The organism is Pseudoleptotrichia goodfellowii, from assembly GCF_007990505.1.
In the GTDB taxonomy this organism is placed as follows: Bacteria; Fusobacteriota; Fusobacteriia; order Fusobacteriales; family Leptotrichiaceae; genus Pseudoleptotrichia; species Pseudoleptotrichia goodfellowii.
This window is the reverse complement of the sequence record NZ_AP019822.1, coordinates 2,161,655-2,183,643: the sequence shown is the minus strand read 5'-3', so window position 1 is coordinate 2,183,643 and position 21,989 is coordinate 2,161,655. Positions and strand designations below refer to the sequence as shown.

Sequence of the window (21,989 nt, the reverse complement as noted above, 5' to 3'; positions counted from 1 at the left end):
TTATACAACGGTAGTATAATCAGTATTATAGAGCTTTTGGCGTGTATTGAATTTCGGCTTTCAGCTGATTTTTTTTTTAACCTAATCAAAATTTTATTTCAAAAGGAGAGTCTAAATGAAAAAGAGAACATCATTGTTTCTTGTTTTAACAGGAATGTTTGTATTATTTGCAAACGGTTATTCAATGCACATTATGGAAGGTTTTTTACCTAAACAATGGGTAGTAGTATGGTTTATCGTATGTGTGCCGTTTTGGGCATCCAATAAAGACGCAGCAGTAAAAGATGCGGTCTGCAGTAGTATGGTTTATCGTATGTGTGCCGTTTTGGGTTATCGGGATTAAAAAAATTCAAAGTGTCTCAAAAGGAAGTGTACGTGAAAAAATGACACTTGCGTTGGCAGGGGCGTTTATATTTATTCTTTCGGCATTAAAAATTCCTTCGGTAACAGGAAGTTCGTCACATCCTACAGGAGTGGGACTTTCGGCTATATTATACGGTCCATTTGTAACTTCAATACTTGGAACTATAGTATTGATATTTCAGGCAGGATTGCTTGCACACGGAGGATTTACAACATTGGGAGCAAATACATTCTCAATGGCAATAGCGGGACCTATAGTGTCTTATCTGATTTATAAAGGACTGGCTAAAAAGAACAGAACACTTGCAATATTTTTAGCAGCAGCTGTAGGAGATTTGGCTACATATGTAGTTACATCTTTCCAATTAGCACTTGCATATCCTTCAGCAGACGGAGGAGTTATGGCTTCATTTATAAGATTCGGAATGGTATTTGCGGTAACACAGGTTCCTTTGGCTATTATTGAAGGATTGCTTACAAACGTAATTATGAACATACTTGATAAATACAACGCGAAAGAGGTGGAAGCATAATGGCTGAAAATAAAGATAAAAATGTATTCAAAAAAAATATAATTTTAGTTGTAATAATACTGTTAATAGGTGCAGTACCTCTATTTACAGTGAAAGCCGATTTTGGCGGTTCCGACGATAAAGGAGAAGAAATAATAGGAGAAATTAATCCTGATTACAAGCCTTGGGCCAGCAGTTTAATAGAAGAATTACCCAGTGAAACTGAAAGTTTATTGTTTGCATTGCAGGCGGCAATAGGTGCAGGAGTTATAGGATATGTATTAGGTTATTTCAAAGGCGAAAGAAAAAATGCTGATAGATAAAATATCTTACGGGAATCCGATTAAAGATATAAATCCCGGAATAAAGTTTTTATTGTCAATGACGACATTAATATTTTTACTTTGTACAGAGAACAAAGGAGTTATTGTATTTAATCTTGTGTTATTTAATTTGCTCCTTTTGTTCGTTGTGAAAGTAAAAGTATCGGACTTGCTGAAACTGAACTTTATTCCGGCTTTATTTATTTTAACTACTGTGATTTCTTTGTTGCTGATAAAAGCTGATATATGGTTATTTCTGCTACGTTCTTTTGCAGGACTTTCTGTAGTATATTTTCTGATTTGCTCCACTCCGATAATAGATTTGGATTATATATTCGGAAAATTGAGATTTCCCAAAATATTCAGAGAAATGTTCCTGCTCATTTACAGATATATATTTCTTTTATTCGACAATAAAGAAAAATTGCAAAACTCTCAGGAAGTAAGACTGGGTTACAGCAGTTTCAAAAACAGTATGAAATCATTCCCGATGCTGGTGGTCGCTATATTAAGAAAAACCTATTATTATAATTCCAATTCTATAAAAGCGGTAGAATCAAGACTGGGAAAAGAATTTATTTTTTCTCCGAGAAAATATAAAAAAATCGGAATTGAAGCGGTTTTTACAATATCAGTAATAATAATAAATTTATATTTGGTGGTAAGATATTATGCTTAAATTGGAAAATATAACTTTTTCTTATGATGAAGAAACTGAAGCGTTAAAGGATATATCTCTTAATATTGAAAAAGGTAAAAAAACAGTTTTTCTCGGAGAAAACGGTTCGGGAAAATCTACTGTATTTTCAATAATGAACGGACTTTTACAGGCACAAAAAGGGAGTGTATATTTAAACGGCGAAAAAGTACTACATAAGAAAAAAAATCTTGAAGAGCTTAGAAAAAAAGTGGGAATAGTGTTTCAAGATCCTGAAATACAAATATTTGCTCCTCTTGTTTTTCAGGAAGTTTCTTACGGACCTGAAAATCTGGGCTATTCTAAAGAAAAAGTAGAAAAAAATATAACAAAAGCAATGGAAGAAATTAATATACTCGATTTGAAAGACAGACCGTGTCATCATCTCAGTTACGGACAGAAAAAAAGAGTATCCATAGCTGCAATAACGGCAATGGAGCCGGATTTGCTTATTTTGGACGAGCCTACTGCGTGGCTTGATTCCAAAAATACGAAGAGTGTATCGGAAATTCTGAATAATTTTGCCGATGCAGGGAAAACCCTTGTCGTGTCTACTCATGATACGGATTTTGCCTATGATTTCGCAGACTATATTTATGTTTTGGATAAAGGTAAAATCGTAAGACAGGGAAGTCGGGATGAAGTTTTTGAAGATTTTAAGTTTTTAAAAGAATTGAATCTTAATATTCCCGCAGTTTTAAAAATAACACGTTATTTAAAAAGTAAAAATATAGACGTAAATGATTATTATACATTCTTGGAGGAGAACAACTTATTATGAAAAAAATACTTATAGCGGGAGCAATGAGCGGCAGCGGAAAAACAACATTGAGCAGTATACTTATGTCCTCTTTTGAAAATGTTGCTCCCTTTAAAGTAGGACCTGATTATATCGATCCCAGTTATCATGAAGTGTTTACAGGGAATAAATCCCGTAATCTTGATGCTTTTATGTTTGACGAAGCTACTTTAAAACATATATTTGAAACAGGGGCGAAAGGTAAAGATATAGCTGTAGTTGAAGGAGTTATGGGGCTTTATGACGGAATAGGTCATGAAAAGGATAATTTCAGTACGGCTCATGTATCGAGAATGCTTGATATCCCTGTAATACTGGTTGTAAATGCTAAAGGTATCTCTACAAGTATTGCAGCGGAAGTTTTGGGCTTTAAAATGTTTGATAAAAATGTTAAAATAAAAGGCGTTATACTGAATAACGTTTCATCAGAAAAGTTGTATCTGAATCTGAAAGAAGCCGTAGAAAGATTTACGGGAATAGAATGTTTGGGATTTCTTCCGAGAAATGAAAAACTGACTATCGAAAGCAGACATTTGGGACTGAAACAGGCTTTTGAAATGAATGCATCGGAAGAATTGGCAGAGAAAAAGGCACTATTTAAAGAGATAGCCGAAAATAATCTTGATTTAAAAAGAATATGGGAAATTGCCGAGGATTTTGAGCCTGAAAGCAGTATGGATGATTTTGAGCCGTTAAAAGAGTTGAAAGACAGATATAAAGGAAAAAGAGTGGCGATGGCGAAAGACGGAGCATTTTCTTTTTATTATGAATCAAACTTGGAGCTTATGAGATTTTCAGGATTGGAAATAGTAGAATTCAGCCCGGTAAAAGATAAAAAACTGCCCGAAAATATTGATATGGTTTATTTAGGTGGAGGATACCCCGAACTGTATTATAAAGAATTATCCGAAAATATTTCTATGAAAGAAAGTATAAAGGAAGCCTTTGAAAAGGGAGTAAAAATATACGGAGAATGCGGAGGGTTTATTTATCTGACGAAAAAGCTGAATCTGACAGACGGAAACAGCGGAGATTTCTGCGGACTGATAGATGCGGAAATTTCTATGAGAAATCGACTTAATATAGGAAGATTCGGATATATAAACATAGAAACCGGAAACGGAATAAAAACTAAAGGACACGAATTTCATTATTCGGAAATATCTGAAGATAATGAAAAATCTAAGGGTCATAACCATTTTTATAAAATCGAAAAAAATGACGAAAGAAATTGGAGTTGCGGTTATAAGAAAAAAAGCCTGTTAGCAGGGTATCCGCACATTTCTTTCTATTCAAATATAGAGTTTTTCAAATATATATTGGAAACATTATAATAAAAAAGTAATTCAAATAATTGAATTAGATAAAATAAAAAAATTACAGGAGGAAATTGGAAAATGTCATACATTAAAGATCCGAAAGGCATAGAAGTTAGAAGTTTTGAAATGATTACTGAAGAATTGGGGGATAGAGCCGACAGATTTAGCGAGCAGGAAAAACCTATCGTGAAAAGACTTATTCACACGACTGCCGACTTTGAATATGCTGATATTGTAGAATTTCAGAACGATGCTGTAAATTCAGCAATGGAAGCTTTAAGATCGGGATGTAAAATATACTGTGATACAAATATGATTGTAACAGGATTAAATAAAATAGGGCTTGGAAAATTCGGAGCTTCGGCTTATTGCCTTGTAAACGATGAGGATGTAGCAAGAGAAGCAAAAGAAAGAGGAGTTACAAGATCAATGGTAGCCATTGAAAGAGCAGTAGCTGATAAAGATACAAAAATATTCTTAATAGGAAATGCACCTACAGCATTATTTATGTTGCTTGAAAAAATGGATAAAGAGGGTGAAAATAAACCTAAACTTATTGCAGGAGTGCCTGTAGGATTTGTAGGATGTCCTGAATCTAAAGCGGAACTTTCCAAATATGATGTTCCGTTTATAAGAACTAACGGAAGAAAAGGAGGAAGTACGGTAGCGGTAGCGGTACTTCACGGGATACTTTATCAAATGTACGAAAGAGATAGATATTAGGGGTAATAAATAAAGGGAAGGAATGAAACAGAATGGAAGAATATGTATATTTTCAGGGTAAAAGATTAAGATACGGCTATACTACGGGAAGCTCTGCAACTGCAGCGACTAAAGCGGCATTGACATATCTTCTGGAAAACGGCAAAAACGACATACCCGAAGTAACAATAGAACTTCCCTCAGGACAACCTTTATCAATAAAGATAAATTCTGTGTTAAAAAGAGAGGACTATGCTTTGGCATCGGTTCTGAAAGACGGAGGGGATGACCCTGATGTTACTCACGGATTGGAAATTTTTTCAAAAGTAAGTTTGCGTAACGATTCGGAAATAAATGTTTTCGGAGGAATAGGAGTGGGAAAAGTTACTAAAAAGGGATTGCCCGTCGAGCCGGGTAATTCTGCAATAAATCCTACTCCTATGAAAATGATAAGAAGTACTGTGGAGAGTATACTTCCCGAAGGTATGGGAGCCGACGTGGAAATATTTGTGCCTAAAGGAGAAGAAGCAGCCAAAAAGACACTAAATTCTAAATTGGGAATAGTCGGCGGAATATCTATTTTAGGAACAATGGGGATAGTAAAGCCTATGTCCGAAGAAGCATGGAAAGTCTCCCTTGCCGTAGAGCTGAAAATGGCTCTTGCTATAACGGGAACCAAAGAAGCAATATTTCTTTTCGGAAACAGAGGGAAAAAGTATTTGAGTGATCACTTCAAGGATAATACTTCCCAAGCAGTTGTAATAAGTAACTTTGTAGGATATATGTTTGACAGAGCGTGTGAATTTGAGGCAAAAAAGATTTATTTTATAGGGGAATTGGGTAAATTTGTAAAAGTCGCCGGAGGAATATTCCACACTCACAGCAGAGTTTCCGATGCCAAAATGGAAATACTTACGGCAAACTGTCTGCTTGTAGGTGAAAGTATGGAAAACCTGAAAAAAATAATGGCTTCAAATACGACCGAAGAAGCTACAAAATATATTGAAAAAAAAGAAGTTTATAATCTTCTCGCAAAAAAAGCAAAGCAAAAATGTGAGGAATATTGCAGAAGAAACGGTTGGGATTTGGAAGTGGAAACTTTAATAATTTCCGCTGAAAGAGAAGAACTCGGAAGCAGTAAGAACTTTTTTGAACATTTTAAAAGAAAAGACGAAACAGAAGTTTAATAAACAGAACTTAGGAGCAATATGAAAATAAATGTATTAGGATTGGGACCGGGCAGCCTTGATTATATACTGCCTGCAGCTATAAAAAAACTGAAAGAATCGGAAGTTATCGTAGGAGGAAAAAGGCATATTGAAAGTTTGGGAGAGTATGCTGCAAATAAAGAATACTGCTATATAACAGGAGATTTGGAAAGTGTATTGAAATTTATAAAAGAAAATAGAGATAAAAAAATGTCTTTGATATTATCGGGAGATACGGGATTTTACAGTATGCTTACTTTTATGAAAAAACATTTTTCCGATGATGAATTGGAAGTAATTCCCGGAATTTCTTCAGTTCAGTATATGTTTGCAAAAATATCCGACTACTGGTATGACGCATTTATTTCAAGTGCACACGGTAAAGAGTTTGACTATGTTGCAAAGCTTGAAGAATACGGGAAAGTGGGAATGCTTACCGATAATAAAAATACGCCTCAGGAAATCGCAAGACAGCTTTCTGAAAACGGAATGGGAGAAAGTACGGTTTACGTGGGGGAAAATCTTTCCTACGAAGATGAGAAAATATATAAATATAAAGCACTGGAATTAAAAGATGTTGATTATAAATTTAAGATGAATGTCGTTGTTTTGAAAAAATAATGTACCGTTTTGTGAGGTAATGAAATGAATAAATTACAGTGGAAACGTGTTTATGATTCTGTATCTGAAGATGACGGATTCAGAATTCTGATAGATCGTCTTTGGCCGAGAGGAGAAAAGAAAGAAGCTGCAAAAATAGATTGTTGGGCAAAAGAAATAACTCCGACTAAAGAATTACGGGAATCTTATCATAAAGGTATGATTGATTACGAAACATTTTCTGAAAAATATGGGAAAGAACTTGAAGAAAATACTGAATTTAAAAATTTTGTTCAATTAATCGAAAAAGAGCTGCAAAAAGAAAATGTGACAATGGTATCTGCGGTAAAAGAACCTGAAACAAGTCATATACCTGTTTTAAGAAAATATATAGAAAGATTTCTGCAGTAGAAAAGAGGAAACAGAATGGAAGAATGGGATGCGTATAACAGGAATGGAGAAAAACTTGAAGGTACTTTAATAAGAGGCAAGTCTATTCCTGAAGGAATGTATCATATTGTTTGTGAAGTATTTGTAGAACATAAAGACGGTACATATCTCTGCACAAAAAGAGCAAAGGCGAAAGAAAAGTTTCCCGAATATTATGAAACGACTGCAGGTGGTTCGGCATTAAAAGGAGAAGACAAGTATTCCTGTATAAAAAGAGAACTTATGGAAGAAACAGGAATCGTATGTAATGATTTTACCCAAGTAAAAAGAACGATTGTTGATAAGGAAAGTTTTATAATGTACTCTTTTGTGTGTACTGTTGATTATGATAAAAATTCTGTCAAACTCCAGCCCGGAGAAACCGAAGATTATAAATGGCTTACTAAAGAAGAATTTGTTAAGTTTATTAATTCGAATAGAATAATAAAAGATCAGAAAGAAAGATTTTATAATTATTTTTTGGAAAAAAATATAATTGGATGAGGGTTTGAAAAGTCTTGAAGAAACTGTAAAAAACGAAGCTAAAAAATTATAAAAATTGAATAAAAACAGACAGGGAAAAGAATGTCAAAAAATTTAGAAAAAATTAAAAAAATCTTTTGACATTTTGGAAATTTGTGGTATAATATTGATGAAAATTGATGAAAAGTTCATGTTTAATACCAAAAAACCCCTGTGTCAGCAGGGGTTTTTTCATACAATTCTTATTTTTTACGAAAATGTTTTTCGATATATTTAATTATAAAATATACAATTAAATCTGAAAGAACATTAATAAGAACTGCTTTGATGATCAGTTGCACGTTCAATTACCTCCTTTCTGCTTTAATATAAAGCGAAAGTCTGTTGTTATTATAACATATTTTTAATTAAAATTAAATATTTTTTGCTAAGAAAGGAAAAAAATGTTTCATATAAAGGATGAAGAATTTATAAGGGGAAAAGCACCGATGACAAAAGAGGAAATACGTGCTGTCAGCCTTGCAAAACTGGAAATGAAAAATGACGATATTTGCCTTGATATAGGCGGAGGTACAGGAAGCGTTACGATGGAAATGGCACAGTTTGCAAAAGACGGACATGTTTATGTCATCGAACAGAAAGAAGATGCTTTCGAGCTTATAAAACAGAATGTTGAAAAATTTGATTTGAAAAATGTAACTTATATAAAAGGAGAGGCACCTGAAGGTCTTAGTCATTTGGATGTGAAATTTGACAAAATATTTATTGGAGGATCAGGTGGAAATCTGGAAGATATAATTCAATATTCTTATGACAACCTGAAAGAGAAAGGTATTCTCGTATTGAATTTTATTGTTTTGGAAAATGTGTTCAATGCTATAGAAACATTAAAAAAAATACCTTTTAAGGATACCGATATATGTCAGATAATAGTAAGTAAAAACAGAAAAGTAAAAGACTTTAATATGATGATGGCTGAAAATCCTATTTATGTTATAACTGCGAGAAAATAAGAAACAGAAAAATGATTTCAAAATGAAAAAGTAATGTGTTTTATTTAAAAGAAAGGAAATCAATGGAAAATAAAAAAGGAAATTTCTACGGAATCGGTGTAGGAGTGGGAGATGAAGAAAATATAACATTGAAAGCTGTGAAAAAACTCGCCGATGTAGATGTGATAATACTGCCTGAAGCAAAAACGGGAGAAGGAAGTACGGCATTCAGCATTGTAAAAAATTATGTGAAAGATGATGTGGAACAGGTTTTTCTTGAGTTTCCTATGGTTAGAGATCTTGAGGCAAGAAAAACTTTCAGAAAAAACAATGCCGATATTATAAACGGATTATTGTCCGAAGGGAAAAATGTAGCATTTCTGACGATCGGAGATCCTATGACTTACAGTACATATACTTATGTATTGGAGCATATTTTACCTGAAATAAAAGTAGAAACAATAGCGGGAATAAATTCTTTCAATAGTATGGCTGCAAGGCTGAATATTCCTTTGATGATAGGAGATGAAGATTTGAAAGTGATCTCTGTCAATAAAAAAACGGATATTCGTAAAGAAATAGAAAATAATGATAATGTAGTTTTTATGAAAATCAGCAGAGATCTTGACAGATTGAGAGAAGCGATAGTGGCTACAGGAAATACCGAAAATATAATAATTGTTTCAAATTGCGGTAAAGAAAGTGAAGAAATATACACAGATATAGAAAAACTGGAAAGTGTACATTATTTTTCCACGTTAATACTTAAAAAGAAAGGGATAAATCAATGGAAAAGGTTTATTTTATAGGAGCAGGACCGGGAGATCCGGATTTGATAACTGTAAAAGGGGAAAAAATAGTAGAAAAGGCTGATGTAATAATATATGCGGGCTCACTTGTAAATAAAGAAATTATAGGTTGTCATAAAGAAGGAGCGGAAATTTATAATTCGGCTTCCATGAACCTCGATGAAGTGATAGAAGTTACTGTGAAAGCCCAAAAAGAAGGAAAACTAGTTGCGAGAGTACATACGGGAGATCCGAGTATTTACGGGGCGATAAGAGAACAGATGGATATGCTTGATGAATATGGTATAGAATATGAAGTGATACCGGGAGTAAGTTCTTTCGTGGCGGCAGCAGCAGCGATAAAAAAAGAGTTTACATTGCCTGATGTAAGTCAGACAGTAATATGTACAAGACTTGAAGGAAGAACTCCTGTTCCCGAATCGGAAAGTTTGGAAAGTCTTGCTTCACATAAATGCTCAATGGCAATATTTCTGTCCGTTCAGATGATAGACGGAGTAGTGGAAAGACTAAGAAAACATTATGATATAAATACACCTATTGCTATTATACAGAAAGCTACTTGGGAAGATCAGAAAATAGTAATGGGAACTCTTGAAAACATAGCAGAATTGGCAAAAAAAGAAAAAATAACAAAAACTGCACAGATTTTAGTAGGAAACTTCATGGGAAATGATTATTCCAAATCCAAACTTTATGATAAAACATTCAGTCATGAGTTCAGAAAAGGTATAAAAGAATAGAAATTTGAGGAGTATGATGAAAACAGCGATTTATTGTGTGAGTAAAAACGGATATAATATAGCTTTAAGTGTGAGAAACAGGGTTTATCCGGACAGTGATATTTATATTTCCGAGAGGGTATATAAGCTGCTGAATTTAGAAAATGAAAATATAGAAAAGCTTTTTGTAATAACGGAAAGAGTGCCTTTATTGTTGGATAAAATATTTAATGAATATGACCTTCATATATTTGTAGCGGCAACAGGGGCGGTAGTAAGGCTTATTAATGGGAAATTCAAAAGCAAAGATACAGATCCGGCAGTTCTTACAATAGATGAACAGTCAAACTTTGTGATTTCGCTACTTTCAGGGCATCTGGGAGGAGCCAATGAAGAATGCAGAAAAATTGCTCAGGAGTTGGAGGCGATTCCTGTCGTTACAACAGCGACTGATGTAAGCGGAAAAATAGCCGTAGACATTCTTTCACAAAAAATAAAAGCCAGACTGGAAGACCTTGAAGGTGCCAAAAGAGTAACTTCGCTGATTGTAAACGGTGAAAAAGTAGGACTTCATTTGCCTAAACATATTGTAGATGTTAATGAAAATACCGCAGGAGCGATTATAGTTTCCAACAGAAAAAAAATAGAAATATCCAAGATTATTCCTCAAAATATTTTTATAGGAATAGGATGTAAAAGAAATACGCCTAAAGAACATATAGTAGCAAAATTAAAAGAAGTAATGGAAAATCAGAATTTGGAAATGACTTCCATAAAAACTGCAGCTTCTGCATGGGTAAAGGCTGATGAAACAGGATTACTTGAAGCGATGGAAGAACTTAATATTCCGATAAAATTTTTTGATAAAGAAGAAATTTTAAAAGTGGAAGATCTGATAGAAGACAGATCCGATTATGTAAAACAGACAATCGGAGTGTACGGTGTTTCTGAACCGTGTGCATTTCTGGCTTCTTCAGGAAAAGGGAAATTTCTTGTAAAAAAAATAAGATTGGGAGGACTGACCCTGTCTATTTTTGAAGAAGAAATGACCGAAGTGAAAGAATAATCTAATATTGAAAATAAAAAATTAATATAAATCTAAAATAAAAAGAAACGGAGAGATATAAATGAATAAAACAGGAAAAATTTATGTGGTAGGAATAGGACCGGGAAAAAAGGCGGACATGACATACAGAGCTTATGAAGCAATGGAAAAAAGTGATATTATTGTAGGGTACAAAACGTATGTAGACTTGATAAAAGAATATTATCCTGGAAAAGAAATGAAAAACTCGGCGATGACAAAAGAAGTGGACAGATGTATAGAAGTGCTGGAAATGGCAAAACAGGGAAAAAATATAAGTCTTATAAGCAGCGGAGATGCAGGAGTTTACGGAATGGCGGGAATTATGCTGGAAGTGGCAACTGAAGATGTGGAAGTGGAGATCATTCCGGGAGTAACAGCTACAAATGCTGCAGCTGCTATTGCGGGAGCCCCTGTAATGCATGATTACGCTATAATAAGTTTAAGTGATTTGCTGACTGACTGGGAATTAATCAAGAAAAGAATAGATTTAGCAGCACAGGCTGACTTTGTAATGAGTATATACAACCCTAAGAGCCGTGGAAGAGCTACGCAAATAGAAGAAGCAAGAGAAATCATGATGAAATACAAACCTGCAGATACTCCTGTGGCAATAGTAAAAAATGCAGGAAGAGAAGACGAAACAAAAGTTATAACTACCCTTGAAGAAATGCTTTCTCATGAGATAGATATGCTTACAATAATAATAATCGGAAATTCAAATACGTTCATTAAAAACGGTAAAATGATAACTCCGAGAGGATATAAGGAGAAATATACTTATTAATTTGTTATTTTGCTTTTTTATAAAAAGTAACAAAAATCTTTACCTACTTTTTTAGAAAAAAAGTAGCAAAAAACAACCAACTAAAATTTTTAATTGCTTTTTTCATAAAAAGCAACAAAAAACAACCCACCAAAATTTTACTAACTCGAAATTACTCACTGCACTATAAAAACAACAAACTCGCTTTGGATTGAAAATCCTCGCTCAGACAGTTGTTTTTATAACGTTTCGTTTCGTATTTCTCGAAGTAAAATTTTAATGTCGGAGAAAATATTTAATTTTATAAAACAATTTTTCGCTTCCTTTTTTACCAAAAAAGGAAGATTATAATATTGATTTAACTTAAATTCTAAACTATAATAAAACTGAAGAAATTAATTACTATAAGGAGGAAGAATTTAAAATGAGTAAAATGTTTAAAAGAACAATGTTGTTGGCTATGCTGGTAATAGGATTTTTAATAAGTTGCCAAAAGAGTAACGACACGAAAGAAACAAAAAAAGACGGAGCTGAAAGTGCTTCAAAAGGTACGTTGAAGGTTATAGCAGCTTATGATGCAAAAGAAAAAATCTTTGAAGAATTTACTAAAAAGACAGGAATAAAAGTGGAATTTTTAGACATTTCTTCAGGAGAAGTTTTATCTAAACTGAATGCCGAAAACGGTAAAATCGGTGCAGACGTATGGTTCGGAGGAGGAGCCGACAGCTTTATCGTTGCAGGAGAAAAAGGATATTTGGAAAATTATGTATCGCCTGAAGAAAAAGCAATGGATCAGAGATTTATCGGAAATGAATACTGGACAGGAGTTTCTATCGTAACAGCAGGATTTTTGGTAAATACTGATGTACTTCAAAAAAAGGATATTCCTGAACCTAAATCATGGGCAGATTTGAAAAATCCTAAATATAAAGACGAATTGATTATGGCAGATCCTGCTATTTCAGGAACAAACTATGCGGTTGTTTACAATATTTTACAATCTATGGGAGAAGAAGCAGGATGGGCTTATTTGGAATCAATTAAAGATAATATTCCTTTCTATGCTCAAAGGGGTTCAGAGCCTACAGCAAAAGTTAAAAATGCGGAAATGGCTGTAGGAATAATACCTTTAGGAGGAGATACTTATAAAATGGAACAGGAATTTAAAGTAAAAAATATAATTCCTTCAGACGGGTTACCATGGGTTCCTGCAGGTATGGCTATATTTAAAAATGCTGAAAATAAAGATGCTGCAAAAGCCTTTGTAGATTGGGCATTATCTAAAGAAGGTCAGGGGTTTCTGAAAACAGCAGCTCCACGTATGATGGTAAGAAGTGATGTTACACCTCCTGCCGAATTAAAAGGAATGACTCCTGATAAACTAATGAAAATGGATATTAACGGAATGGGAACAAGAAGAGATGAAATCTTAAAACTTTGGAAAGAAAAAATGGGGAAATAAAATATGAAATTATTCAAAAAGAAGAATAAATCAGAGAATATTTTAAATGAGGACCTTAATAAGCTCTCAGATTCCCGTTATAAAAAGCTTGAAAACGGGGATTTTTTAAAATTTTTAACATTAAAACAATCTCGTTCTTTCTTTTTTATGGAAATAATGGATAAACTGTTTTATCTATTAGCTGTTATTCCTGTAATAATATTTATACTATGGCCTATAACTGCGTTATTTACGAAAAGTATTTTTCTTGAGGGAAGTTTTACACTGGAGTTATACGTCGGTCTTTTTAAAGAAAATGTGCCGATAATAGTAAACAGTATATGGGTATGTATTCTTTCGACGGTTTTAGCAGTAATAATAGGAACTGTAATAGCAGTATATACATCTTATACGTCAAAATTGAAAAAAAGACTGATTACACTGCTGCTTATGCTTACAATGATCTCACCGCCTTTTTTGTCTTCACTTTCGTATATATTGCTGTTTGGAAAAAGAGGCTTTATAACAGCGGATTTACTTCATTTAAATGTGAATCCTTACGGTTGGCACGGCATTGTAGTAATGCAGACTTTCAGTGAAATATCCTTAGCAGCTCTTATTTTAATCGGAGGACTTACAACAATACCTTTCAGTATAATAGAAGCCGGGAAAGACTTAGGCTCAAAGTCGGGAGACGTACTTTGGGAAATTATACTTCCGATGCTTAAAACATCAATAGTTGCAGTGTTTTTTATAGTTTTTGTAAAAAATATTGCAGATTTTGGAACACCTATTATTGTAGGCGGAAACTTTAAAATGATTGCAACGGAAGCATATAAAGGTGTTATTTCTTATGGAGAAATAGATAAAGCTGCAGCTATAAGTTTTCTCATTTTTTTGCCGATAGTTTTTATTTTTTTAATATATCGGCATGAACTTGTAAATTCCAATGTTATGGGAAATTTTTCCGAGAAATCGGGTCAGACAAAAGAAAAAGTTTATGAATTGCCGAAATCTTTAAAAATAATTTTCGGACTTATAACATTGTTATTTGCGGTTTATATGCTTATACAGTATACTTCAATCTTTGTTTCGGCAGTAACAAGTAATCGTGGAAACAGGTTTCACTGGACTTTGGAATATGTGGAAGCCTTCTCGTTTACAAAAATACCGAGTTTAGTGAGAAGTGTTGTATATTCTTTAATAGCAGGATTTGTTTCAAGTTTCTTGGGAGTGCTTTTCTCATATTATATAGACAGACGTAAAATAAGATTTTCCAGAAGTTTCGGTTTTATTGCAGCATTGCCTTATATATTGCCGGGCCCGTTTTTCGGTATAGCGTATATCTTGGCATTTAATAATCCACCGCTTTTACTCACAGGAACAGGTGCCATAGTGGTATTAAACTGTATTTTCAGGCAAATGCCTGTAACAACTAAAGCTGCAAGTGCCAATTTATATCAGATAAGTTCGCTTACAGAAGACGCAGCAAGGGATTTGGGAACTCCGAAAATACCAGTATTTTTCCGTGTAATACTTCCTCAGCTGAAACCTGCATTTCTTGTAGGATTTATTAATACATTTACGGCAACAATGACGACAGTGGGAGCAATTATATTTCTGATTACTCCTTCGGCTAAGGTTGCTACTGTTGAATTGTTTAATGTTATCAGGGACGGAGATTACAGAATGGCTTCGGTTATTGCAAGTTTACTTATTTTAGTAATATTGGCTGTAAATATTCTGTTTTCAATACTTGTTTTAAGAGAAAAGAAGGTGAAATAATGTATCTTGAATTGAAAAATCTGTCTAAAAAATACGGAGAAAATGCAGTTGTAGATAATTTTAATATCAATGTGGAAAAAGGAGAGCTTATAAGTATTCTTGGACCGAGTGGATGCGGCAAAACAACTACACTCAGAATGATAGCGGGATTTATTAATCCGACCGGGGGGCATATTTTTCTTTCAGGAGAAGATATAACCGGCTTTCCGCCGGAAATAAGACCTGTAAGTACGGTTTTTCAAAATTATGCTTTATTTCCTCATTTAACAGTATATGAAAATATTGATTACGGATTGCGTTATCCTTTGAAAGTCGGAGAAAAATTGAATAAAAAGCAAAAAAAAGAAAGAATAGAAAAAATTCTCGAACTCATAAATTTAAAAGATCTGGAAAAAAGAAAAATAGATCAGTTAAGCGGAGGGCAGCAGCAAAGAGTGGCTTTGGCACGTTCTCTTGTTTTGGAGCCTAAAGTGTTGTTACTGGATGAACCTCTGTCCAATATTGATACAAAGTTAAGAGAAACTGTAAGAAATGAAATAAGAAAAATACAGAAAAAATTAGGCATTACTATGATTTTTGTTACTCATGATCAGGAAGAAGCTATGAGTATTTCCGACAGAATAGTAGTGATGAATCGGGGAAAAATAGAGCAGACAGGTACTCCACGTGAAATTTACAGAACGCCTGAATCGGTTTTCGTCGCGGAATTTATCGGAAAAGCAAATATTTTCAGGGAAAATGGAAAAACTTTTATGGTTCGACCTGAAAATATTAGATTATCAAGTGAAGAAATAAATGATGAACTTTCGGGAATTGCCGAAATTACAAGAAAAGAATACAGAGGAACAGTAATTTTATATGAATTGGAAAACTCTAAAAATAAGGAAATAAATGTCATAACAGTTTCAAATAACAGAGAATACAATATCGGAGAGAAAATAAGATATTCAGCTGATAAAAAAGATTTATATGAAATTACATCGGAAAGAAAAGAGGAAATATGAGTGTAATTTATGTAACAGGAGGAGCTAAAAGCGGAAAAAGCAAGTTTGCAGAAGAACTGTTACTCGGAATGAATAATGGCAAGCAGCAAAATATATATTTGGCGACTTCTATTGTCTTTGATGAAGAAATGGAAGTAAAAGTGGCTCTTCACAAAGAAAGACGGAAAGATAAATGGATTACTGTGGAAAGTTACAAAAATTTTTCCGACAGCTTAAAAAATACTTTTTCGGAAAATCCTAAAAATAGTATACTTGTTGACTGTCTCACAAATATGATAAGTAATATTATTTTTGAAATACAGGATATTGACTGGGATAATCCTTCAAAAGAAGAACGGAAATTATGTGATGTTTCTGTAGAAAAAGAAGTAGAAGAGTTAATCGGAATTTTTGATAAATTTGAAAATATTGTTATTGTTTCCAATGAATTGGGAATGGGAATCATTCCGGGATATCCGTTGGGAAGATATTTCAGAGAAATAGTCGGCAAGATGAATCAACGAATAGCGGATATAGCTGATGAAGTATATTTTGTTGTTTCGGGAATACCTATGAAAATTAAATAGAAATAAACAGGGGATAAAAAAGAACTATATTTAAAAAATATTAAATACAGTTTGACTATTGAAAAAAATTTTGGTATAATAATTACGATAAATGAGATAGCATTTTTAGTAACCAAAAACCCCTGGGGTACAACAGGGGTTTTTCTTTTCACTTTTTTAAGTGCTCTTCAATATACTTAATAATAAAATAACTTATTAAGTTTGAAGCAATACTTACCAAAAGTGATACTGCTATCTGAGACAGCATTCTTGCCAACCTCCTTTCTCCTTAAAACAAAAGGGAAAGTCTGAATATATTATATCATAATTTTAAAAATAAATTAATAGAAAATTATAAAAATATTGAAATATAAATTGATAATTTTAGGGATTTATGGTATAATAATTTTGCGATATATTAAGTAATGAGCAATAATACCAAAACTCCCTGTTCACATCAGGGAGTTTTCTTTTACTTCTTATTTTTGCGGTTTTCGAGAAAATTGATTATATAGTATACAACCAGTCTTGATGTCCCACATTAATAAGAAACTCGATTAAGTAATGAGACAATTTTTACCTCCTTTCTACTCTGTAAAGAGTGAAAGTCTAATATATTATAACATAAATTTTTAAAAATATTAATTTTTATTTTATTAAATATTAAAAAGGAGCTTTCATGCAAAAAAAACATAAAAATATAATGCTGTTGGGAACCGGGTCCAACGTCGGGAAAAGTATAATTACTGCGGGACTTTGCAGAATGTTTTATCAGGACGGATACAAAGTGTCTCCTTTCAAATCTCAAAATATGGCATTAAATTCTTTTATTACCAAAGACGGAAAAGAAATGGGAAGGGCTCAGGTAGTACAGGCAGAAGCTGCCAATATTGAACCTGAAGCATTTATGAATCCTATTTTGCTAAAGCCGACAACTGACAGAAAATCACAGGTTATCGTAAACGGAAAAGTATACAGGAATATGGATGCGAGGGAATACTTTGCATACAAACATAATTTGAAAAAAGATATAATGTCCGCATACGATCATATAAGAGAAAATTTTGATATTTGTGTGTTGGAAGGTGCAGGAAGTCCTGCAGAAATCAATTTAAAAGAAGATGATATAGTAAATACGGGAATGGCGGAAATGGCTGATTCACCTGTTGTTTTAGTGGCAGATATAGATCGCGGGGGAGTCTTTGCTGCAATTTATGGGACAATAATGCTGCTTGAAGAAAGTGAAAGAAATAGAATAAAAGGAGTTATTATAAATAAATTCAGAGGAGATAAGACATTGCTCACTCCGGGAATTGAAATGATAGAAAAACTGACAAATGTACCTGTTTTGGGAGTTGTACCTTTTGTTCCTTTAGGCATTGAAGAAGAAGACAGTTTGGGAATTGATAAATATAATGTAAAAAAAGAAGGAAAAATAAGAATATCAGTTATAAAATTAAAGCATATATCAAATTTTACAGACATTGATGCGTTGAGCCATTATAATGATGTTTCTTTAAAATATGTCACAAAAAGTTCAGATTTGGGAAATGAGGATATTATTATTATTCCCGGATCGAAAAATACTGTGGAAGATATGAAAGATCTTATTGAAAAAGAGATAAATACAAAGATAATAAGGCTTGCAAAAGAAGGAACTGTGGTTTTCGGCATATGCGGAGGATTCCAGATGTTAGGTCAGAAAATTATGGATCCTGAGGGATTGGAGTCCGATTTAAAGGAAATATCGGGACTTGATTTACTTAACATGGAAACGGTCATGGAAAAAAGCAAAATTACTACACAATATAAAAATAAAATAAAAAAGACTTCGGGGCTTTTAACAGGAGCTGAAGGTATAGAAATAAAAGGGTATGAAATACATCAGGGATACAGTTATCCTGCATCTGAAGAAAAAAATACTATAGAGTGTATATTTGACGATGAAATGCTGAAAGGAGCTGTAAAAGATAATATTATAGGCACTTATATCCATGGGATATTCGACAATTCCGAATTTACGAATTATTTTTTAAATAAAGTCAGAAAATTAAAAGGCTTGGATAATATAGAGGAAAATTTCAGCTTCAGTGAATACAAGAACAGAGAATATGATAAACTTGCACAGGTTTTAAGGGAAAACCTGGATATGGAAAAAATATACGAAATAATGGAAGTGAAAAGATAAATGCTTATAATAAAAATATGGACAGCTTATGTACTCGATTTGATATTCGGCGATCCCCAAAATATTATTCATCCTGTGCAGATAATAGGAAAACTGATAAGTTTCGGAGAAAAGATTTTGTTGAAGGAAAAATATAAATTTTTTGCAGGAATAATACTCAATTTGACTGTTCTTTCTGTAACTTACGGAGTAAATTATATAATTTTCCGTTCTGCAAAAAATTCGGGAATATTTGCTATTATTGAAATATATCTGATGTATACGATATTTTCGGTAAATTCTCTCGCAAGGGAAGGAAACAGAGTGTACAGAATATTGAAAGAGGGAAATATTGAAAAAGCAAGAAAAGACTTGTCTTATCTTGTGTCGAGAGATACCGGTACAATGGACGAAAAAATGATAATTAGAAGCACAATGGAAACAATATCCGAAAATACAGTAGACGGAATAGTGGCCCCGATGTTTTATATGTTTATAGGAGGCTTACCTCTCGGGATGACTTATAAAGCTATAAATACTTTGGATTCAATGGTGGGATATAAAAATGAAAAATATATGGAATTTGGAAAATTTTCTGCAAAAGTTGACGATGTTGCGAATTTTATCCCTGCAAGAATAACAGGGATTTTCATAATAATAGTAAGTTTTATTTTACATTATGATTATAAAAATTCTTTTAAAATATTTTTCCGAGACAGAAAAAATCACAGCAGTCCCAATTCTGCACATGCCGAAGCAAGTGTTGCCGGAGCATTGGGAGTGCAGTTTGGCGGAAGAGTGTCATATTTCGGAAAAGAAACCGAAAAACCTACAATAGGAGATAAAATAAAAGATTTTGAACTTGAGGATATTAAGAAAAATATAAAAATAATGTACGTAACGAGCTTTCTAAGTTTGGTGATATTCTCATTAATATTCGGAATAATTAGTTTGATTTAATGAATGGAGATTAAAAATGGATTTTCACGGGGGAAATATTTACAAAATATTCAGAGAAAAAAATATAAAAGAAATATTGGACTACAGTTCCAATATAAATCCTTACGGGATACCGGAAAGTTTGAAAAAGAAAATAGTCAAAAATACTGAAATTCTTGAAAGATACCCTGATCCCGATTATGTGGAGCTAAGAGAAAAAATAGCTTTGTTAAATAAAGTTGACATATCTAATGTCATAATAGGGAACGGTGCAACAGAAATAATATTTTTATTTATGAAAGTCATAAAACCTGAAAAAGTTTTAATAGTGTCGCCTACTTTCGGAGAATACGAAAGAGCATTAAGAGCTTCGGAAAATAAAGAAATAAAAATAGAATATTTTGAATTGGAAGAAAAAGATGAGTTTAAACTGAATATAGAAAAACTTAAAAAAGAACTTGAGAAAAAATATGATTTGTTGGTAATGTGTAATCCGAACAATCCCACAGGAAAATTTATGAAACTTTCCGAAACAGAGGAAGTTTTAAAAGAATGTAATAAATACGAAACAAAACTTTTTGTAGACGAAGCATTTATAGAATTTCTGGAAGACGGATATAAAGAAAGTATTATAAATACTGGTGAAAACAAACAAAATCTGTTTGTAACAAGGGCATTTACCAAGTTCTTTGCTATTCCCGGACTGAGATTGGGATATGGAATATTTTTCAATAAAAATCTGGAAAAAGAAATAGCCGAAAAAAAAGAGCCTTGGAGCGTGAATAATATTGCCGAAATGGCGGGAATAACATTGCTTGAAGATAAAGAATATATAGAAAAAACTCTAAAATGGATAACCGAAGAAAAAAAATATATGTATGAAAAATTAAGAGAAATTCAGGGAATAAAACCGTATGAAACTGATGTGAACTTCATTTCGGTAAAAATAAATGAAGATATCTATTCTACAGGATTGAACGTGAAAAAATTGAGAGAAAAAATGTTGGAACAGGGAATATTGATAAGAGATGCTTCCAATTTTAAATATCTGGATGATAGATTTTTCAGACTTGCAATAAAAGACAGAGAGAATAATGATAAGGTTTTGAGAGTTCTATCTACTTTTTTTCTTCCTTTTTATTAAAAAGGAAGCGAAAAATATCCGACTAAAATTTTACTAACTCGAAATTACTCACTCCACTATAAAAACAACAAACTCACTTCGGATTTAAAAAATCCTTGCTCAGACAGTTGTTTTTATAACGTTCCGTTTCATATTTCTCAAAGTAAAATTTTAATGTCGGGGAAAAAAATAAAATATCCCGCATTTTCGGAGTCGGCGAAGTCGTGTAGAACGCGGGTAGCAAGAGTATGAGGGCGGCAATGAGCCCTCATGAAATAGTTATAAAATACGAGTTGCTTAGTTTTTTGTCTTACTTTTTTGCAAAAAAAGTAAGGCATAAGTTTTAAAACAATTCAGGAGCCGAAAGTATTTCGAGATTTTCATTAATTTCAAAGATTAAGGGCTTTCCTGTAGGCAAGTTTAATTCGAGGATTTTTGTATTATCGATTTTTAACAGATATTGTATTAAAGCTCTAAGACTGTTTCCGTGAGCGGCAATAATCACATTTTTACCTTCTTTTATTTCTTTAGAAATATGAGAATCCCAATAAGGAAGAACTCTGTGAATAGTATCTTTCAGACTTTCTCCTCTAGGGCATTCATCTACGGGAATATTTTTGTATCTTTCCTGAAATAGCGGATAATTTTCTTTATCATCGATATTTATTAACGGGGGAGCTATGTCAAAGCTTCTTCTCCAAATATGGACCTGTTCATCACCGTATTTTTTCGCAGTTTCAGCTTTGTTTAATCCCTGTAAAGCACCGTAATGTCTTTCATTAAGACGCCATGATTTGTAAACGGGAATATATAACTGATCAATTTCTTCAAGTATGTAATTAAGAGTTTTAATAGCTCTTTTTTGAAAAGAAGTAAATGCGACATCAAAAATATAGCCGAGTTCTTTTAAGGTTTTTCCGGCAGCTTTGGCTTCGCTGATACCTTTTTCGGTAAGATCTACATCAACCCAGCCTGTGAATCTGTTTTGGAGATTCCATTCGCTTTCGCCGTGACGGACTAATACAAGTTTCATAATATTACCTCCTGTTTCAGTATTATGATAAACTGATATGATGTTATTACATATTTATTATATACCTGTTGTAGTAAAAAATAAAGAAAATAATATTAATATATGATATAATTTATAAAATTACATTGGAATAAAAGATGAAAGAGG

The 21,989-nt window shown here is 32.9% G+C and carries 24 protein-coding genes; 23 read left to right on the top strand and 1 reads right to left on the bottom strand.

From position 1 onward, the window contains the following. Positions 1-115 precede the first annotated feature (115 nt). From FVE72_RS11665 to cobD, 23 genes are all read left to right on the top strand, one after another. A complete protein-coding gene (locus tag FVE72_RS11665) occupies positions 116-343 on the top strand; it encodes a hypothetical protein (RefSeq protein WP_219337909.1) in 228 nt (75 codons plus the stop codon). Continuing rightward, on the top strand, positions 318-896 hold the full coding sequence (locus tag FVE72_RS10510; RefSeq protein WP_408634664.1) for an energy-coupling factor ABC transporter permease: 579 nt from the start codon (positions 318-320) through the stop codon (positions 894-896). Before FVE72_RS11665 ends, FVE72_RS10510 begins: the two co-directional genes overlap by 26 nt. Then, positions 896-1,198 carry an energy-coupling factor ABC transporter substrate-binding protein gene (locus tag FVE72_RS10505; protein WP_026738295.1) on the top strand — a complete coding sequence of 101 codons (303 nt, stop codon included), beginning with the start codon at positions 896-898 and terminating at the stop codon, positions 1,196-1,198. The genes FVE72_RS10510 and FVE72_RS10505 overlap by 1 nt, the downstream gene beginning before the upstream one ends. Further along, a complete protein-coding gene (locus FVE72_RS10500; RefSeq protein ID WP_026738294.1) occupies positions 1,185-1,877 on the top strand; it encodes a CbiQ family ECF transporter T component in 693 nt (230 codons plus the stop codon). The genes FVE72_RS10505 and FVE72_RS10500 overlap by 14 nt, the downstream gene beginning before the upstream one ends. Then, entirely contained in the window at positions 1,870-2,676 is an 807-nt protein-coding gene (locus FVE72_RS10495) for an energy-coupling factor ABC transporter ATP-binding protein (protein WP_026738293.1), read from the top strand. The genes FVE72_RS10500 and FVE72_RS10495 overlap by 8 nt, the downstream gene beginning before the upstream one ends. Beyond that, the gene (locus FVE72_RS10490; protein ID WP_026738292.1) at positions 2,673-4,028 is read left to right on the top strand and encodes a cobyrinate a,c-diamide synthase; all 1,356 of its coding nucleotides are present in this window, start codon (positions 2,673-2,675) and stop codon (positions 4,026-4,028) included. The genes FVE72_RS10495 and FVE72_RS10490 overlap by 4 nt, the downstream gene beginning before the upstream one ends. Before the next feature lie 63 nt (positions 4,029-4,091). Next, positions 4,092-4,736: a precorrin-8X methylmutase gene (locus tag FVE72_RS10485; RefSeq protein WP_006807212.1), complete on the top strand. Its 645-nt coding sequence runs from the start codon at positions 4,092-4,094 to the stop codon at positions 4,734-4,736. A gap of 32 nt (positions 4,737-4,768) precedes the next feature. After that, the gene (gene cbiD, locus FVE72_RS10480; RefSeq protein ID WP_026738291.1) at positions 4,769-5,902 is read left to right on the top strand and encodes a cobalt-precorrin-5B (C(1))-methyltransferase CbiD; all 1,134 of its coding nucleotides are present in this window, start codon (positions 4,769-4,771) and stop codon (positions 5,900-5,902) included. 21 nt (positions 5,903-5,923) lie between these two features. Then, entirely contained in the window at positions 5,924-6,544 is a 621-nt protein-coding gene (gene cbiE / locus FVE72_RS10475) for a precorrin-6y C5,15-methyltransferase (decarboxylating) subunit CbiE (RefSeq protein WP_026738290.1), read from the top strand. Positions 6,545-6,568: 24 nt separating this feature from the next. Beyond that, positions 6,569-6,934 carry a DUF488 domain-containing protein gene (locus FVE72_RS10470; RefSeq protein ID WP_006807209.1) on the top strand — a complete coding sequence of 122 codons (366 nt, stop codon included), beginning with the start codon at positions 6,569-6,571 and terminating at the stop codon, positions 6,932-6,934. Between the two features lie 15 nt (positions 6,935-6,949). Continuing rightward, positions 6,950-7,456, top strand: a complete 507-nt coding sequence (locus tag FVE72_RS10465) for an NUDIX hydrolase (protein WP_026738289.1) — start codon at positions 6,950-6,952, stop codon at positions 7,454-7,456. 422 nt (positions 7,457-7,878) lie between these two features. Beyond that, the gene (gene cbiT / locus FVE72_RS10460; protein ID WP_006807207.1) at positions 7,879-8,448 is read left to right on the top strand and encodes a precorrin-6Y C5,15-methyltransferase (decarboxylating) subunit CbiT; all 570 of its coding nucleotides are present in this window, start codon (positions 7,879-7,881) and stop codon (positions 8,446-8,448) included. 62 nt (positions 8,449-8,510) lie between these two features. Further along, positions 8,511-9,236, top strand: coding sequence for a precorrin-2 C(20)-methyltransferase (gene cobI / locus FVE72_RS10455; protein WP_026738288.1), 726 nt, complete (start codon positions 8,511-8,513; stop codon positions 9,234-9,236). Next, positions 9,215-9,976, top strand: a complete 762-nt coding sequence (cobM, locus tag FVE72_RS10450; RefSeq protein ID WP_026738287.1) for a precorrin-4 C(11)-methyltransferase — start codon at positions 9,215-9,217, stop codon at positions 9,974-9,976. Before cobI ends, cobM begins: the two co-directional genes overlap by 22 nt. A 16-nt stretch (positions 9,977-9,992) precedes the next feature. Further along, complete coding sequence (gene cbiG / locus FVE72_RS10445) at positions 9,993-11,021, top strand: cobalt-precorrin 5A hydrolase (RefSeq protein WP_026738286.1); 1,029 nt, start codon at positions 9,993-9,995, stop codon at positions 11,019-11,021. Between the two features lie 61 nt (positions 11,022-11,082). Continuing rightward, the gene (cobJ, locus tag FVE72_RS10440; protein WP_026738285.1) at positions 11,083-11,826 is read left to right on the top strand and encodes a precorrin-3B C(17)-methyltransferase; all 744 of its coding nucleotides are present in this window, start codon (positions 11,083-11,085) and stop codon (positions 11,824-11,826) included. Between the two features lie 403 nt (positions 11,827-12,229). Next, positions 12,230-13,267 carry an ABC transporter substrate-binding protein gene (locus FVE72_RS10435; RefSeq protein WP_026738284.1) on the top strand — a complete coding sequence of 346 codons (1,038 nt, stop codon included), beginning with the start codon at positions 12,230-12,232 and terminating at the stop codon, positions 13,265-13,267. Between the two features lie 147 nt (positions 13,268-13,414). Continuing rightward, the gene (locus tag FVE72_RS10430) at positions 13,415-15,031 is read left to right on the top strand and encodes an ABC transporter permease (protein ID WP_036056531.1); all 1,617 of its coding nucleotides are present in this window, start codon (positions 13,415-13,417) and stop codon (positions 15,029-15,031) included. After that, positions 15,031-16,035 (top strand): ABC transporter ATP-binding protein, encoded by a 1,005-nt coding sequence (locus FVE72_RS10425; protein ID WP_026738283.1) that lies wholly within the window; start codon positions 15,031-15,033, stop codon positions 16,033-16,035. The genes FVE72_RS10430 and FVE72_RS10425 overlap by 1 nt, the downstream gene beginning before the upstream one ends. Further along, the gene (gene cobU, locus FVE72_RS10420) at positions 16,032-16,601 is read left to right on the top strand and encodes a bifunctional adenosylcobinamide kinase/adenosylcobinamide-phosphate guanylyltransferase (protein ID WP_026738282.1); all 570 of its coding nucleotides are present in this window, start codon (positions 16,032-16,034) and stop codon (positions 16,599-16,601) included. The genes FVE72_RS10425 and cobU overlap by 4 nt, the downstream gene beginning before the upstream one ends. A 658-nt stretch (positions 16,602-17,259) precedes the next feature. Further along, positions 17,260-18,768: a cobyric acid synthase gene (locus FVE72_RS10415; protein ID WP_026738281.1), complete on the top strand. Its 1,509-nt coding sequence runs from the start codon at positions 17,260-17,262 to the stop codon at positions 18,766-18,768. After that, positions 18,769-19,707 carry an adenosylcobinamide-phosphate synthase CbiB gene (gene cbiB / locus FVE72_RS10410; protein WP_026738280.1) on the top strand — a complete coding sequence of 313 codons (939 nt, stop codon included), beginning with the start codon at positions 18,769-18,771 and terminating at the stop codon, positions 19,705-19,707. Positions 19,708-19,723: 16 nt separating this feature from the next. After that, the gene (gene cobD, locus FVE72_RS10405) at positions 19,724-20,830 is read left to right on the top strand and encodes a threonine-phosphate decarboxylase CobD (RefSeq protein WP_026738279.1); all 1,107 of its coding nucleotides are present in this window, start codon (positions 19,724-19,726) and stop codon (positions 20,828-20,830) included. A gap of 322 nt (positions 20,831-21,152) precedes the next feature. Here the strand turns inward: cobD and gpmA are convergent, their stop codons facing one another. Beyond that, positions 21,153-21,842 (bottom strand): 2,3-diphosphoglycerate-dependent phosphoglycerate mutase, encoded by a 690-nt coding sequence (gpmA, locus tag FVE72_RS10400; protein ID WP_026738278.1) that lies wholly within the window; start codon positions 21,840-21,842, stop codon positions 21,153-21,155. Positions 21,843-21,989 lie beyond the last annotated feature (147 nt).

What these genes read in the sequence shown, in the direction of transcription:
- FVE72_RS11665 (WP_219337909.1), top strand. Translation starts at nt 116, where the DNA reads ATGAAAAAGAGAACATCATTGTTTCTTGTTTTAACAGGAATGTTTGTA.
- FVE72_RS10505 (WP_026738295.1), top strand. Translation starts at nt 896, where the DNA reads ATGGCTGAAAATAAAGATAAAAATGTATTCAAAAAAAATATAATTTTA.
- FVE72_RS10500 (WP_026738294.1), top strand. Translation starts at nt 1,185, where the DNA reads ATGCTGATAGATAAAATATCTTACGGGAATCCGATTAAAGATATAAAT.
- FVE72_RS10495 (WP_026738293.1), top strand. Translation starts at nt 1,870, where the DNA reads ATGCTTAAATTGGAAAATATAACTTTTTCTTATGATGAAGAAACTGAA.
- FVE72_RS10490 (WP_026738292.1), top strand. Translation starts at nt 2,673, where the DNA reads ATGAAAAAAATACTTATAGCGGGAGCAATGAGCGGCAGCGGAAAAACA.
- FVE72_RS10485 (WP_006807212.1), top strand. Translation starts at nt 4,092, where the DNA reads ATGTCATACATTAAAGATCCGAAAGGCATAGAAGTTAGAAGTTTTGAA.
- cbiD (WP_026738291.1), top strand. Translation starts at nt 4,769, where the DNA reads ATGGAAGAATATGTATATTTTCAGGGTAAAAGATTAAGATACGGCTAT.
- cbiE (WP_026738290.1), top strand. Translation starts at nt 5,924, where the DNA reads ATGAAAATAAATGTATTAGGATTGGGACCGGGCAGCCTTGATTATATA.
- FVE72_RS10470 (WP_006807209.1), top strand. Translation starts at nt 6,569, where the DNA reads ATGAATAAATTACAGTGGAAACGTGTTTATGATTCTGTATCTGAAGAT.
- FVE72_RS10465 (WP_026738289.1), top strand. Translation starts at nt 6,950, where the DNA reads ATGGAAGAATGGGATGCGTATAACAGGAATGGAGAAAAACTTGAAGGT.
- cbiT (WP_006807207.1), top strand. Translation starts at nt 7,879, where the DNA reads ATGTTTCATATAAAGGATGAAGAATTTATAAGGGGAAAAGCACCGATG.
- cobI (WP_026738288.1), top strand. Translation starts at nt 8,511, where the DNA reads ATGGAAAATAAAAAAGGAAATTTCTACGGAATCGGTGTAGGAGTGGGA.
- cobM (WP_026738287.1), top strand. Translation starts at nt 9,215, where the DNA reads ATGGAAAAGGTTTATTTTATAGGAGCAGGACCGGGAGATCCGGATTTG.
- cbiG (WP_026738286.1), top strand. Translation starts at nt 9,993, where the DNA reads ATGAAAACAGCGATTTATTGTGTGAGTAAAAACGGATATAATATAGCT.
- cobJ (WP_026738285.1), top strand. Translation starts at nt 11,083, where the DNA reads ATGAATAAAACAGGAAAAATTTATGTGGTAGGAATAGGACCGGGAAAA.
- FVE72_RS10435 (WP_026738284.1), top strand. Translation starts at nt 12,230, where the DNA reads ATGAGTAAAATGTTTAAAAGAACAATGTTGTTGGCTATGCTGGTAATA.
- FVE72_RS10430 (WP_036056531.1), top strand. Translation starts at nt 13,415, where the DNA reads ATGGAAATAATGGATAAACTGTTTTATCTATTAGCTGTTATTCCTGTA.
- FVE72_RS10425 (WP_026738283.1), top strand. Translation starts at nt 15,031, where the DNA reads ATGTATCTTGAATTGAAAAATCTGTCTAAAAAATACGGAGAAAATGCA.
- cobU (WP_026738282.1), top strand. Translation starts at nt 16,032, where the DNA reads ATGAGTGTAATTTATGTAACAGGAGGAGCTAAAAGCGGAAAAAGCAAG.
- FVE72_RS10415 (WP_026738281.1), top strand. Translation starts at nt 17,260, where the DNA reads ATGCAAAAAAAACATAAAAATATAATGCTGTTGGGAACCGGGTCCAAC.
- cbiB (WP_026738280.1), top strand. Translation starts at nt 18,769, where the DNA reads ATGCTTATAATAAAAATATGGACAGCTTATGTACTCGATTTGATATTC.
- cobD (WP_026738279.1), top strand. Translation starts at nt 19,724, where the DNA reads ATGGATTTTCACGGGGGAAATATTTACAAAATATTCAGAGAAAAAAAT.
- gpmA (WP_026738278.1), bottom strand. Translation starts at nt 21,842, where the DNA reads ATGAAACTTGTATTAGTCCGTCACGGCGAAAGCGAATGGAATCTCCAA.